At 71.5% G+C, this 12,551-nt stretch carries 12 protein-coding genes; 7 read left to right on the top strand and 5 right to left on the bottom strand.

Annotation, left to right across the window (positions count from 1 at the left end; genetic code table 11):
• Window positions 1-58: 58 nt before the first annotated feature.
• From EPD65_RS00985 to EPD65_RS00995, 3 genes are all read right to left on the bottom strand, one after another.
• Window positions 59-694 (bottom strand): alpha/beta hydrolase family protein, encoded by a 636-nt coding sequence (locus EPD65_RS00985; RefSeq protein ID WP_131581054.1) that lies wholly within the window; start codon window positions 692-694, stop codon window positions 59-61.
• 20 nt (window positions 695-714) lie between these two features.
• Window positions 715-1,437 (bottom strand): SOS response-associated peptidase, encoded by a 723-nt coding sequence (locus tag EPD65_RS00990; RefSeq protein WP_131581055.1) that lies wholly within the window; start codon window positions 1,435-1,437, stop codon window positions 715-717.
• A 98-nt stretch (window positions 1,438-1,535) separates the two neighbouring features.
• Window positions 1,536-2,276 (bottom strand): hypothetical protein, encoded by a 741-nt coding sequence (locus EPD65_RS00995; protein ID WP_131581056.1) that lies wholly within the window; start codon window positions 2,274-2,276, stop codon window positions 1,536-1,538.
• A 200-nt stretch (window positions 2,277-2,476) separates the two neighbouring features.
• Between EPD65_RS00995 and EPD65_RS01000 the strand changes: the two genes are divergently transcribed.
• From EPD65_RS01000 to rsgA, 3 genes are read left to right on the top strand one after another with little or no spacing between them, the layout of a single operon-like run.
• Window positions 2,477-4,393: a sigma-70 family RNA polymerase sigma factor gene (locus EPD65_RS01000; protein WP_131581057.1), complete on the top strand. Its 1,917-nt coding sequence runs from the start codon at window positions 2,477-2,479 to the stop codon at window positions 4,391-4,393.
• A 29-nt stretch (window positions 4,394-4,422) separates the two neighbouring features.
• A complete protein-coding gene (aroA, locus tag EPD65_RS01005) occupies window positions 4,423-5,685 on the top strand; it encodes a 3-phosphoshikimate 1-carboxyvinyltransferase (RefSeq protein ID WP_207891362.1) in 1,263 nt (420 codons plus the stop codon).
• Between the two features lie 10 nt (window positions 5,686-5,695).
• On the top strand, window positions 5,696-6,691 hold the full coding sequence (gene rsgA, locus EPD65_RS01010; RefSeq protein ID WP_131581058.1) for a ribosome small subunit-dependent GTPase A: 996 nt from the start codon (window positions 5,696-5,698) through the stop codon (window positions 6,689-6,691).
• Window positions 6,692-6,701: 10 nt separating this feature from the next.
• On the opposite strand, the gene EPD65_RS01015 is transcribed toward rsgA, so the two are convergent.
• Window positions 6,702-7,166 carry a DUF2231 domain-containing protein gene (locus EPD65_RS01015; RefSeq protein WP_131581059.1) on the bottom strand — a complete coding sequence of 155 codons (465 nt, stop codon included), beginning with the start codon at window positions 7,164-7,166 and terminating at the stop codon, window positions 6,702-6,704.
• 90 nt (window positions 7,167-7,256) lie between these two features.
• On the opposite strand from EPD65_RS01015, the gene hisN reads away from it, so the two are divergent.
• The 4 genes from hisN to EPD65_RS01035 all read left to right on the top strand — a co-directional run bounded on the left by hisN (window position 7,257) and on the right by EPD65_RS01035 (window position 11,981).
• A complete protein-coding gene (gene hisN, locus EPD65_RS01020) occupies window positions 7,257-8,117 on the top strand; it encodes a histidinol-phosphatase (RefSeq protein WP_131581060.1) in 861 nt (286 codons plus the stop codon).
• 36 nt (window positions 8,118-8,153) lie between these two features.
• The gene (locus EPD65_RS01025) at window positions 8,154-8,585 is read left to right on the top strand and encodes a CBS domain-containing protein (protein WP_131581061.1); all 432 of its coding nucleotides are present in this window, start codon (window positions 8,154-8,156) and stop codon (window positions 8,583-8,585) included.
• A gap of 85 nt (window positions 8,586-8,670) precedes the next feature.
• Window positions 8,671-9,381: a response regulator transcription factor gene (locus tag EPD65_RS01030; RefSeq protein ID WP_131581062.1), complete on the top strand. Its 711-nt coding sequence runs from the start codon at window positions 8,671-8,673 to the stop codon at window positions 9,379-9,381.
• Window positions 9,378-11,981: a DUF4153 domain-containing protein gene (locus EPD65_RS01035; RefSeq protein ID WP_131581063.1), complete on the top strand. Its 2,604-nt coding sequence runs from the start codon at window positions 9,378-9,380 to the stop codon at window positions 11,979-11,981. The genes EPD65_RS01030 and EPD65_RS01035 overlap by 4 nt, the downstream gene beginning before the upstream one ends.
• Window positions 11,982-12,164: 183 nt before the next feature.
• On the opposite strand, the gene EPD65_RS01040 is transcribed toward EPD65_RS01035, so the two are convergent.
• Entirely contained in the window at window positions 12,165-12,536 is a 372-nt protein-coding gene (locus EPD65_RS01040) for an FKBP-type peptidyl-prolyl cis-trans isomerase (protein ID WP_131581064.1), read from the bottom strand.
• Window positions 12,537-12,551: the final 15 nt, after the last annotated feature.

The following is a 12,551-nucleotide window of genomic DNA, read 5'->3' on the forward strand; positions in this document are numbered from 1 at the left end:
GCGATGGAGTACGGCGTTCACGTCGATGCTCAACGGACCAGGCGTCCGTTTTCTTCCGTCAGCTCCGTGCGACCTCGCGCACGACCCACTCCAGGGTCGCCTCCACCACGACGGCGAGCGCATCGTCCTGGGTCAGCGGGCCCGACTTCGGCACCTTGAAGGAGTGGTCAGCCGCCGGGACGACGGCCATCTCGGTGCCGTCCGGGAACTCGTCGGGCCGCCCGAACGGGTCGCGCTCGCCCTGGATCACCAGGGTCGACACCCGCGTGCCCACCAGCTCCTCGACCCGTGACTTCTCCGGCTTGCCGGGAGGGTGCAGAGGAAACGACAGCGCCAGGCATCCGCTCGCACCGAGCTCGCGCGCGCACCGAGCGGCCGAACGGGCACCCGCCGAGCGACCTCCGACCACGAGCGGGTTCCGGGGACGGATCTGGTCGGCCACCGAGCGGAGCGCGACGTCGAGCGACGCCGGCGTACCCGCGATCTTGCGGCCGGCGACCCGCCACGGCTGCTCGAGCAGCAGCACGCTGATCCCCTGCCCGGGCAGGTGACCGGCGAGGGCGACCAGGTCATGGGCATCGATGCCGCCACCGGCGCCGTGGCTCAGCAGCAGCGTGGCGATCGGGCGCTTGGCGCGATGGGCGACGAGTCGCGCCGGCCCGCCCGGGGTCTCGTACGTGCGACTCTCGCTCACGCGACCATCATGCCTGTCGTTCAGGCCTGCAGGGGAAGCGGCTCCACGAGCTCCGGCCCGTTGATGCGCACGTTGCCGACGGCCGTCGAGACGGGGTAGGCCGTCAGGCGCCCCGGAGCGGCGGGCTCGAGCAGTCCGAGCAGGTCCGCCCCCGGAGCAGCCGGGTCGAGCCACTCGTCCCACCGGTCGCGCTCGACCATCAGCGGCATCCGGTCGTGGATCATCCCGACGTCGTCGGTGGCCTCGGTCGTGATCACCGTGCAGGTCCACAGGAAGCGGGCGGGGTCGTCCTCCGCCAGAGCCGGGTCGCGCCAGATCTCGTAGAGCCCGGCCATCGGGAGCACTCCCCCGTCGGCAGGGCGGATGAAGAAGGGCTGCTTCTTCGGCTTGCCCTTCGCGTCGAGCTCCGCGGTGGGGTACCACTCGTAGTAGCCGTCAGCAGGCACCAGGCAGCGGCGTACGGCGAGGGCGCGGCGGAACGCCGGCTTCTCCGCCAGGGTCTCCAGGCGTGCGTTGATCATCCGGCTGCCGATGGAACGCTCCTTGGCCCAGGACGGCACCAGCCCCCAGCGAACGGCGCGGAGCTGGCGTTCGTCGTCCTTCGGTCGCTCCATCACCGCGTAGACCGGGTCGGTGGGCGCGACGTTCCACGAGGCAGCGATCTCCTCGTCGACGTGGGCGACCGCGTCGAACTCGTCGATCAGCTCATCCGGGCGCCGGGAGGAGGCATAGCGACCACACATGACGCTGACGATACGACGCTCCGGAAACGGCTCAGACCGGCCGCATCCCCCCGTCAGGTGCGGCCGGTCCGAGTCACCCAGAGACAGGTGTGGGTGCCCTAGCGGGCGAGCTCGTCCAGCAACAGGGCCGCGACCTCGTCGGAGCCGGGAAGCCCCTCGATCCAGACGCGGGTCGGGAAGTCGGCGGTGGACAGGAGCGTGCGTACGAGCGCGACCCGGCGTCCGAGAACCGGGTCGCGCTCGACGACAGCGACGACACGGCGGGCGCCGAGGCGCCCGATCGTCTCCGCGCCGTTGAAGACGGTGCCCGTCGACTGACCCACGCGGGCCAGACGCAGGGTGCGGGAGAAGCCGGAGTCCGGAGCAGCGAGGGACTCGACGGTCTCGGGAAGGTCGATCACGACCAAGGCGTGCTGCTGGGAGACATCGCCACCACTGCGCGCCGCGGCGCGATAGAGCTCGGCGAGCCGGCTGCGCACGTGGGCCAGGCTGGCGAGACCCGTGAGCGGGTCCTCGCAGGAGATCTGGTGGAGATAGGCGAGCGTGCCCTCGCTCCACGCGACAGTGATCGCACGAACGGCGTCGAACGACGGGTCCGTGCCGAGCACGGCCTGCGTCGTCTGGCGGAGCGCGTCGAGCACCTCGTCGAGCGCCGCGCCGTCCTGCGCCAGACGGCGACCGACGACGTCGTACGCCTCGAGAGAGCGCGATCCCGAGGCCAGGACCTCCCCGATAGCCTCGAACCGGCGCGGCAAACCTGCGCGCACCTGCTCGGACAGCTCCCGGCCTGCCTCGGGACCGTCCGTGTGACCACGTCGACGTGTCGTCAGAAGTCCCACGGTTGCTCCCCTCTGTGTCTTGCTCCACTGAAGTCATGCGAGGCCCGCCCCCGTCATGCGGGCCTCGAACACCGGTGAAACGGGGTGTTCGGCCCTTCATGACGCGGTTTCGGAAACCAATTTCGAGAAAATCCCGCGGAGGGCTCCCGCCACATAGGATTGGTGGCGTCATACATCCGCACTTCGATCGTTGAGTACACGTGACCGACACCTTGACGCTGCAGGAAACGGGCGATGCCGAGCTGATCTCGGCCGTCCGTGGCGGCGACCTTGCCGCGTACGGTCCGCTCTTCGAGCGCCACGTCGAGGCGGCACGACGGCTCGCGCGCCAGCTGGTCGGCGCCGCGGATGCCGACGACCTGGTCTCCGATGCGTTCGCGAAGGTGCTCCGCGTGCTCCAGGGCGGCGGCGGTCCCGACGTCGCCTTTCGCGCGTACCTCCTGACGGCGATCCGCCGCCTCCACGTCGACAAGATCCGGGCAAACTCGCGGCTGCACTCGACGGACGACATGGAGGCGTTCGACCCGGGCGTCCCGTTCCGCGACACGGCTGTCGAGGGCTTCGAGAGCGCCGCGGCGGCCAAGGCGTTCGCCTCGCTTCCGGAGCGCTGGCAGGCGGTCCTGTGGCACACCGAGGTCGAGGGGCAGAAGCCGGCCGAGGTCGCCGCACTGCTCGGCATGACGCCCAACTCGGTCTCCGCCCTCGCCTATCGGGCCCGCGAGGGCCTGCGCCAGGCGTTCCTCAACTCGCACGCCCTCGATGTCGACGACGACGCCTGCGCGTGGACGCACCAGCACCTCGGCGGCTACATCCGCAAGGGCATCAGCAACCGTGACGCCGGCAAGGTCGAGAAGCACATCGACGAGTGCCGCAAGTGCATGGCGATCTACCTCGAGCTCAGCGAGGTCAACAACAACCTGGCTGCCCTCCTCGCACCGCTGCTCCTGGGCAGTGCGGGTGCGGCGTACCTCGCGACGGCCGGTGCAGCGACCAAGGGCGCCGTCGTCCTCCTCTTCGACCGGGTCAAGGACGGGATCAGCTCCAACGGCCCGGCAACGGCCGCCGCCGCGGGTGTCGTCGCGGCCGGCGTGGTCGCTGCAGCGACGGTCTTCGCGTTGCAGTCCGGTGGCGACAAGCCCGCCCCGCCGCAGGCCGACGCCAAGCCGCCGGTTGCCACGTCGTCCGCGCAGCCGCCCGCGTCCACGGATGCTCCGTCCGCGACGCCGCCCAGCTCGACGCCCGCCTCGAGCACGCCGCGCAGTACCCCGTCGACGACCGCTCCGACTCCCACGGCAACGCCGACGCCCACGCCGACACCGACTCCCACGCCGACTCCCACGCCGACCCCGACCCCCACGCCGACACCGACACCGACACCGACGCCCACGCCGACCAACGTCACGTTCACGACGTCGCCCACGGTCAGCGCTCCGGACGCGTCGGGGACCTCGACGGTGGACATCACGGTGTCCGGGATCCCGGCCGGCGAGTCCGTGGCCGTCACCTGGAGCGAGCCGACAACGGCGGCGAGCCCACGCCTGGCGTCCCGGCAGTACCTCGCCGCGACCACGTCGACCTCCACGCCTGGCGTGGACGTGTCCTGCTCGGTGGCTGACTGCACGCTGACGCAGGCGCAGCCCCACCTCGTCCTGACCGCGACCGTCACCGACGACGTCGCGCACGACCTGGTCATCACGCTGGTCCCGTCCAGCGGCATCCACGACCCGGACCCGAGTGACAACTCCACGACGATCCACCTGCAGCCGGCACCGCCTCCGCCGCCGACGCCGTACGACGTGTCGGTCACCGCCGACGAGCACGGCAACTCCGGCAAGTGGACCGCCGTCGTGGCCGGCCTGCCGACCGGATTCACCGGCACCCTCACCGTGAGCATCGCCGGCACCTTCGACGCGATTCCCGCCGGGTGCACGGACATCAACTTCCCCGGCGGGCTCTACCAGTGCAGCGGGATCAGCAACGGCAGCTACGACTTCGATGTGCACAAGGGACCACTGAGCGGTGAGCCGACGTTCCACATCGAGGTCGACGGCGACCCGACCACGGCCGGTTACGCGGCGGAGGACAGCAACCCGTCCAACAACGACTGGCCGCAGTGACCCGCTCCCGGGTCGATACCCTTCTGCCCGTGACGATCCTCGATCCCTGGCCTGCACCGCGCGCACTCGCACCCGTCGACGTGACGGTCTCGCTCCCCGGATCGAAGTCGCTCACCAACCGTGCACTGCTGCTCGCCGCGATCGCGGACGGCCCCTCCGTCGTACGCCGGGCCCTGCGGTCGCGCGACACCCTGCTGATGGCTGCCGCGCTGACCGCGATCGGCGCTGCTGTCGACACCTCCGGTGACGACTGGACCGTGACGCCCGGCGCCTTCGACCGCGACGCGGCCGTCGACTGCGGACTGGCCGGCACCGTGATGCGCTTCGTCCCGCCGGTGGCTGCGCTGTCCACCGGTGCGATCGCGTTCGACGGTGACGAGCACATGCGTAACCGGCCCGTCGGCGAGATCCTCGCTGCGCTCCGCGCCCTCGGCATCGACATCTCCGAGGGCGACCGGCTGCCGTTCACCGTCCGCGGCACCGGCGCGGTGGCGGGCGGCCAGGTCACGGTCGACGCGTCGAAGTCGTCGCAGTTCATCAGCGCCCTGCTGCTCGCTGGCGCGCGCTACGACAACGGCGTCGACGTGCGCCACGTCGGCGCACCCGTGCCGTCGCTCCCCCACATCGAGATGACCGTCGAGATGCTCCGCTCGCAGGGCGTCGCGGTCGACGACTCCGAAGCCGACCGCTGGACCGTGGCCCCGGGTCGCGTCGCGCCCGTGGACCTTGCGATCGAGCCCGACCTCTCCAACGCCGCACCCTTCCTGGCCCTGGCCGCGGTCTCGGGTGGATCGGTGACCGTCCGCGACTGGCCGCTCCGCACCACGCAGGCCGGCGATGCGCTCCGGCAGATCCTGGCCGACATGGGCTGCACCGTCTCCCTCGACGCCGCGGGCCTCACGGTCCAGGGGCCGGCCGAGCTGCAGGGAGTCGACCTCGACCTCCACGACGTCGGCGAGCTCGCACCCGCGATCGCCGCGCTCTGTGCACTCGCCGTCACGCCGTCGCGCCTGACCGGCATCGAGCACATCCGCGGGCACGAGACCGACCGCCTCACCGCGCTCGCCACGGAGCTCAACGCCCTCGGCGCCGACGTCACCGAGCTGCAGGACGGGCTCGAGATCCGCCCCGCTCCCCTGCGCGCCGGCGTCTTCCACACCTACGCCGACCACCGCATGGCCCATGCCGGCGTGATCATCGGCGCCGCGGTCGACGGCGTCCTCGTCGAGAACGTCGGCACCACGTCCAAGACCTTCCCCGACTTCGCGGACTTCTGGTCCGGGCTCCTTTGACGGGCGCGCGATGAGCGGACGGCAGCGGTACACCGAGCACGATCACGAGCACTACGAGCGCCCGCGACGTCGTACCAAGCCACGCACCAAGGACCGTCCGACGTACGACGACGCGGTCGACGCGCTGGTCGTGACGGTGGACCGCGGCCGGTTCACGCTGCTGCACGACGGACGCCTGATCTACGCGATGAAGGCCCGGCCCCTGGGCCGCAAGGGCGTCGTGGTCGGCGACCGCGTCCGCATCGTCGGCGACGTCTCGGGCGACGACGGCACGATGGCCCGCATCGTCGAGGTGCACAAGCGCGAGACCACGCTGCGGCGTACGGCCGATGACGACGACCCGGTCGAGCGGATCATCGTGGCGAACGCCGACCAGCTGGTCGTCGTCACCGCCCTCGCCGACCCCGAGCCGCGGCCGCGGCTGATCGACCGCGCGCTGGTCGCTGCGTACGCGAGCGGCATGAAGCCGGTGCTCTGCCTGACCAAGGCCGACCTGCGGGACCCGGAGACGCTGCTGTCGACGTACCGCTCCCTCGGGGTGCCGTACGTCGTGACCCAGCGAGGCGCCGAGCTCGCGGCGGTCCGCGAGATCCTCGAGGGCCACACCAGCGTGCTCGTCGGCCACTCCGGCGTCGGCAAGTCGACGCTGGTCAACGCGCTGGTGCCCGAGGCACACCGCGAGGTCGGCCACGTCAACGCGGTGACCGGCCGCGGCCGGCACACCTCGACGAGTGCCTACCTGCTCGAGCTTCCCGACCAAGCCGGCTGGATCATCGACACCCCGGGCATCCGGTCGTTCGGTCTCGCGCACGTCGAGCCGTCGATGCTGATCGAGGCGTTCCCCGACCTCGACGAGATGACCGAGGACTGCCCGCGCGGCTGCACGCACGGCACCGGCGAGCCCGAGTGCGGGCTCGACGAGGCGATCGCTGCGGGTGAGGCCGACGCCGAGCGCGTCGAGTCGTTCCGCCGCCTCCTCGCCTCGCGCGAGTCGACCGACTACTGAGCCAGACCTGCTAGGCCCCGACGCCCTTCCAGACCGCCTCCGCGCCCGAGTGCCCCGTCATCACGACAAGAGCGAGCACCGCGACCGCCGCCAGCGGCAGCAACACGACGACCGCCTTGCCCAGCAGCGCCCCGCCCTGCCCGGCACGCACGGTGCGGACCGGCAGCGCCCACCACGCGACGACGGCGATCCCGGCGAGCACCCAGGTCGCGGCCTGCAGGCGACCGGCCCACGCCTCGTGGTCCTGGACCAGCGGGTTCGTGCCCCCGAGGGTGGAGGCGAGAGTATCGCCCGTCATCGCGGCCAGCTGCACGGAAGCAGCAGCGACGACGGCCACCAGCGCAGCGGCATGACGCAGCCAGGCTCGGCCACCGGGCACGACGGCGTACGCCAGAGCGGCGAGGGCAGCGGTCGGCGCGAACACGACAGCGGCGTGCACGACGAGGGGATGCAGCGGGATTCCGGAGATCGTCACGTGATGCACCGTATCCGCCGTTTCCTGACAAAAGCCTGACTGGCGGGCACACGTCGCGGGCCTGTGACGACGACCCCATAACCTGTAGCCATGGCTGACGACTACACCGACGACCTGCGCCTCGCGCACGTGCTCGCCGATGACGCCGACTCGATCACGCAGGACCGGTTCAAGGCGCTCGACCTCCACGTCATGAGCAAGCCCGACCTGACCCCGGTCAGCGACGCCGACCAGGCCGTCGAGGAGTCGATCCGCCGCACCCTGTCCCGCGCGCGCAGCCGCGACGCCATCGTCGGCGAGGAGCAGGGCTCCAGCGGTCACAGCCAGCGCCGGTGGATCATCGACCCGATCGACGGCACCAAGAACTTCGTCCGCGGCGTCCCCGTCTGGGCCACGCTGATCGCCCTCGAGGTGGATGGTGAGATCGTCCTGTCCGTCGTCTCCGCACCGCTGCTCCAGCGTCGCTGGTGGGCGGCCAAGGGCCAGGGTGCCTACACGGGCCGCAACCTGATGAAGGCGACGCAGATCCACACCTCCGACGTACGCCGACTCGAGGACGCCTCGTTCTCCTACAGCTCGCTCGCGGGCTGGGAGGAGCGCGGCCAGCTCGAGGACTTCATGTCGCTCTCGCGGCGCGTGTGGCGCACCCGCGCGTACGGCGACTTCTGGAGCTACATGATGGTCGCCGAGGGCGCCGTCGACATCGCGGCCGAGCCCGAGCTCGAGCTCTACGACATGGCGGCCCTCGACGTGATCGTGCGCGAAGCCGGTGGCCGGTTCACCTCCCTCGACGGCCAGGACGGTCCGTGGGGTGGCAACGCGGTCGCCACCAATGGCCACCTGCACGACGCCGCGCTCGCGTTCCTCGGCTCGGTCGATGACGACACCGACCCCGACAGCGAGCGCACCCCCGGCAGCGTCGCCCTGTTCAGCCGCCGCCCGCAGGGCTAGCGTGGGGATCCGGGGGTCACTGCGAGGAGGCACCGGATGCAGATCAGCGACGTACTCCGCGGCAAGCCAGACCAGGCTGTCGTGACCATCGCGCCGGATGCCGGCGTCCGTGACCTGCTGGCGCTGCTCGCGTCGCACAACATCGGCGCCGTCGTCGTGAGCCCCGATGGCGCGACGATCGCCGGCATCGTCTCGGAGCGCGACGTGGTGCGTCGGCTGCACACCGACGGCACCGTCATCAACAACGTCGTGTCCGCGATCATGACCAGCGTCGTGCGCACCTGCGCCGCCACCGACGACCTCGACGACGTCCTCGAAGTGATGACCAACGGCCGGTTCCGGCACATCCCGGTGAGTGACGGAGCCGCGTGCGTCGGCATCGTCAGCATCGGCGACCTGGTCAAGCACAAGATCGACCAGCTGCAGTTCGAGCGCGACCAGCTCGACCACTACGTGCACCAGACCTGAGCAGTCACAGCCCGGGCACAAGCCTGCACAACTCCTTCACAGGTCGCGCGCACCTCCCGACCCTTCCGACTCCTACGCTCGGAACATGTCGAGCACTCCCCTGCCGCTGACGGCCCGCCGCGTCCTCGTCGTCGAGGACGAGCCGGTGATCAACCAGGCCGTCACCGATCGCCTGGTCGCCGAGGGCTACGACGTCGTCCGCGCGTACGACGGACCGGGAGCCGTGGCTGCGTTCGAGGAGCACGCGCCGGAGCTCGTCGTCCTCGACGTGATGCTGCCCGGCTTCGACGGCCACGAGGTGTGCCGCCGGATCCAGGCCCAGCGCCCCGTGCCGGTGCTGATGCTGACGGCGCGTGACGCGGAGGAGGACGTGCTCGTCGGCCTCGGGGTCGGCGCCGACGACTACCTGACCAAGCCGTTCCGCATGCGTGAGCTGGTGGCCCGCATCGCGGTCCTGCTGCGCCGCGTGGAGCGCGCTGCCGCCCTGGCCGCTGCGCCGGCGGAGGCTGCGACGATCGGCGACCTCCGGATCGACGGTGGCGCCCGTCGGGTCTGGGTGACCGACGAGGAGCGGCACCTGACGCCCACCGAGTTCGACCTGCTCGTCTGCCTGGCGGCAGCGCCCGGCACCGTCCTCACCCGCGAGAAGCTCTACGCCGACGTGTGGGGCTGGCCCGGCGCCTCCGGCACCCGCACCGTCGACAGCCACGTCAAGGCGCTGCGCGCCAAGATCGGCGCCGAGCGTGTGCGCACCGTGCACGGCGTCGGCTACGCCCTCGAAGCGGTCTCGCGATGAGCACCGTGCCCCGCATGCTCGACGCCGTCCGGTCGGTGAAGGTGAAGCTCGGCCTGCTGATCCTGGCGAGCGTGCTCGTCGCGATCCTCGTCGTCTCGCTCGGTCGCGACGCGGGCGTCGCGGCCTGGGTCAGTGTGCCGGTCACGCTGGCGCTGGCTCTCGGCGTGACCCAGCTGCTGGCCGTCGGCATGACGTCACCGCTGCGCGAGATGACCGAGGCAGCGCGCCGGATGACGGCGGGCGACTACTCCGTACAGGTGGCGGCCACGTCGAGTGACGAGGTCGGCCAGCTCGCCCGGGCGTTCAACCGGATGAGCGCGGACCTGGCCGCGGTCGACCGGCAGCGCCGCGACCTGGTCGCCAACGTCAGCCACGAGCTGCGCACGCCGCTCGCGGCCCTCACCGCGCTGCTGGAGAACCTCGCGGACGGCGTCGTCCCCACCACGCCCGATGCCCTGCTGGCTGCCCTCGCCCAGGCCGAACGCCTCTCGGCGCTCGCCGGCGACCTGCTCGACCTGGCCCGCGTCGATGCCGGCAAGGCCCCGCTCACGGTCGCCCCGGTGCCGGTCGGGGCCCTGCTCACCGAGGTCGCCGCCGAGATCCAGGAAGCGACCGCGAGCACCGGGCGCGGGGTCGCCATGACCGTGGCCTCACCGGACGACCTGGTCGTCTCCGCAGACCCGCAGCGCCTGCGCCAGCTCGTCACCAACCTCCTCGAGAACGCCGTCCGGCACAGCCCGGCGGGCGGGGTCGTCGCCGTGTCGGCGTACGCGGTCGCCGAGGGGTGGCGGCTCGAGGTCCAGGACGCCGGCCCCGGCATCGCACCGGCCGACCGCGAGCACGTCTTCGAACGCTTCGGCACCCTGACCGACCCCACGACCAGCGGCGGTGGCGGCACGGGCCTCGGCCTCGCCATCGCGCGGTGGGTGACCGACCTGCACGGCGGCTCCATCGCCTTCGTCGATCCCCCGGCCGGCACCCCCGGTGCGCTCGTGCGCGTCGACCTGCCGCTCGCGCCGCGCCCCATCCTTTCCCCACGACCCCCGGAGGTCACGATGGTCTCGACAGGCCCGACCAACATCCCCGCACCACCGATCCCGGTCGCGGCGCCGTCCCCGACGATCGACGACCTCTTCGGCCGCTTCTGGCCCGAGAACGGGCTCGGTCCCCAGCTCAAGGCACTGGGTGCCGCGCTCACCGTCGGAGTCCTCGCCGCGCTGGTCATCCCGGATCGCGACTTCGGGCTCGGCACGACACTCGTCCTGCTGGCCGCTGGCGGCGCGGTGCTCACCTTCGCGCGGCACCGCCGGACGCCGTTCACGCTCGGCTGCGCGGCGCTGTGTGCGGCCCTCGCTCTCGTCCCGATGCTGCGTGATGCCGACTGGATCATCGTCCCGTGCCTGCTCGCGGGTGGTGCGCTCTGCGTCGCCGGCATCACCCACGGGCGCACGCTGCCGGCGTTCGTCCTGGCGGGGATCTCCTGGCCGCTGGCGGGGCTCCGTGGACTGCCCCTGCTCGGGCGGACCCTCGGTGCGCTCGGCAGCGTCGGCAACGGCGCAGCCATCGCGCGCACGGTCCTCTGGTCGGTGCTCGGCCTCGTGGTCTTCGGTGTGCTCTTCGCCAGCGCCGATGCCGTCTTCGCGGAGTGGACCGATGCGCTCGTGCCGGACCTCGGTCTCGACACCGTCATCCCGCGGGTCTTCTTCGCCTTCTTCGTGAGCGGCGTTGTCCTCGCGGCGACGTACCTCGGGCTCAACCCGCCGAACATCGCGGGTCCTTCTTCCACCCCGCGGCCCGTCGCGCACCGCTTCGAGTGGCTCGCCCCCGTGCTGCTGGTCGACGCCGTCTTCGTCGCGTTCCTCGTCGCGCAGGCGACCGTCGTCTTCGGCGGCCACGACTACCTGCAGCGCACCACCGGTCTGACGTACGCCGAGTACGTGCACCAGGGCTTCGGGCAGCTCACGTTCGCCACGGTGCTCACGCTGCTGGTCGTCTGGGCGGCGGCGCGCAAGGCCCCGGTGGCGACGGCCTCCGACCGCACCTGGCTGCGTGGCTCACTCGGTCTGCTCTGCGTGGCCACCCTGGTCGTCGTCGCGTCGGCGCTCTACCGGATGGACCTCTACCAGGATGCCTACGGCTTCAGCCGCCTGCGCCTGCTGGTCGACGTCTTCGAGGGATGGCTCGGCGTCCTCGTGCTCACGGTGATGGCGGCCGGCATCGGGCTGCGCGCTGCATGGCTGCCGCGGACGGCCCTGCTCACCGGCGCCAGCGTGCTGCTCGGTCTCGCGCTGCTGAACCCTGACGCCTGGATCGCGCGCCACAACCTCGACCGGTACGAGCAGACCGGCAAGGTCGACTGGACCTATCTGCAGCGGCTCTCGGACGACGCGGTGCCGACGCTGGTCGATCGGCTCTCCGGTGACGAGCGGCTCTGCGCCCTCGCCGATCCGTACGCCGACCCGCCGTACGTCCTCGAGCCGCGCGACTGGCTGGAGTGGAACCTCGGCAGCCACCGCGCCGCCTCGGCCGCCGCGGGCCTGACCGTGCCCGCGTCCGGTCCGGGCTCCGCGTGCAACGGGGTCCTGGCCTCAGCCCCCTGACATCCCTGCGACAACGACGAAGCGCCCGCCTCCCCCAGGGGAAGCGGGCGCTCGTGCTGTTGCAGCGGTGTCAGCGAAGCTGACGACCTGACGGAGTGCCTGACAAGGCGGCGGAGGGAAGGCGGCCTTTGAGCGGAGCGGGCCGTCGACCGACGCCAACGCAGTCAGGTGCCCGTCAGGTCGTCAGCCGACCTTGAGCAGGTCGACGACGAAGATAAGGGTCTCGTTCGGCTTGATGACGCCGAGGTCGCGGTTGCCGTAGCCGAGGTGCGGCGGGATGACGAGCTGGCGGCGACCGCCGACCTTCATGCCCTGGACGCCCTGGTCCCAACCAGCGATGACGCGGCCGCCACCGAGCGGGAACTGGAATGCGGCACCGCGGTTGTACGACGCGTCGAACTCCTCGCCGGTCGACAGCGCGACACCGACGTAGTGGACGGCGACGTTCTTGCCGGCGACGGCCTCGTCGCCGTCACCCTCGATGAGGTCGGTGATGACGAGGTCGGTGTAGGTCTGCGTGGGGTCGACGAACTCGATGTCAGGCTTCTGGCTCATGCCGACAACCCTAGA

The organism is Nocardioides jejuensis, from assembly GCF_004337475.1.
Taxonomy (GTDB): Bacteria; Actinomycetota; Actinomycetes; order Propionibacteriales; family Nocardioidaceae; genus Nocardioides; species Nocardioides jejuensis.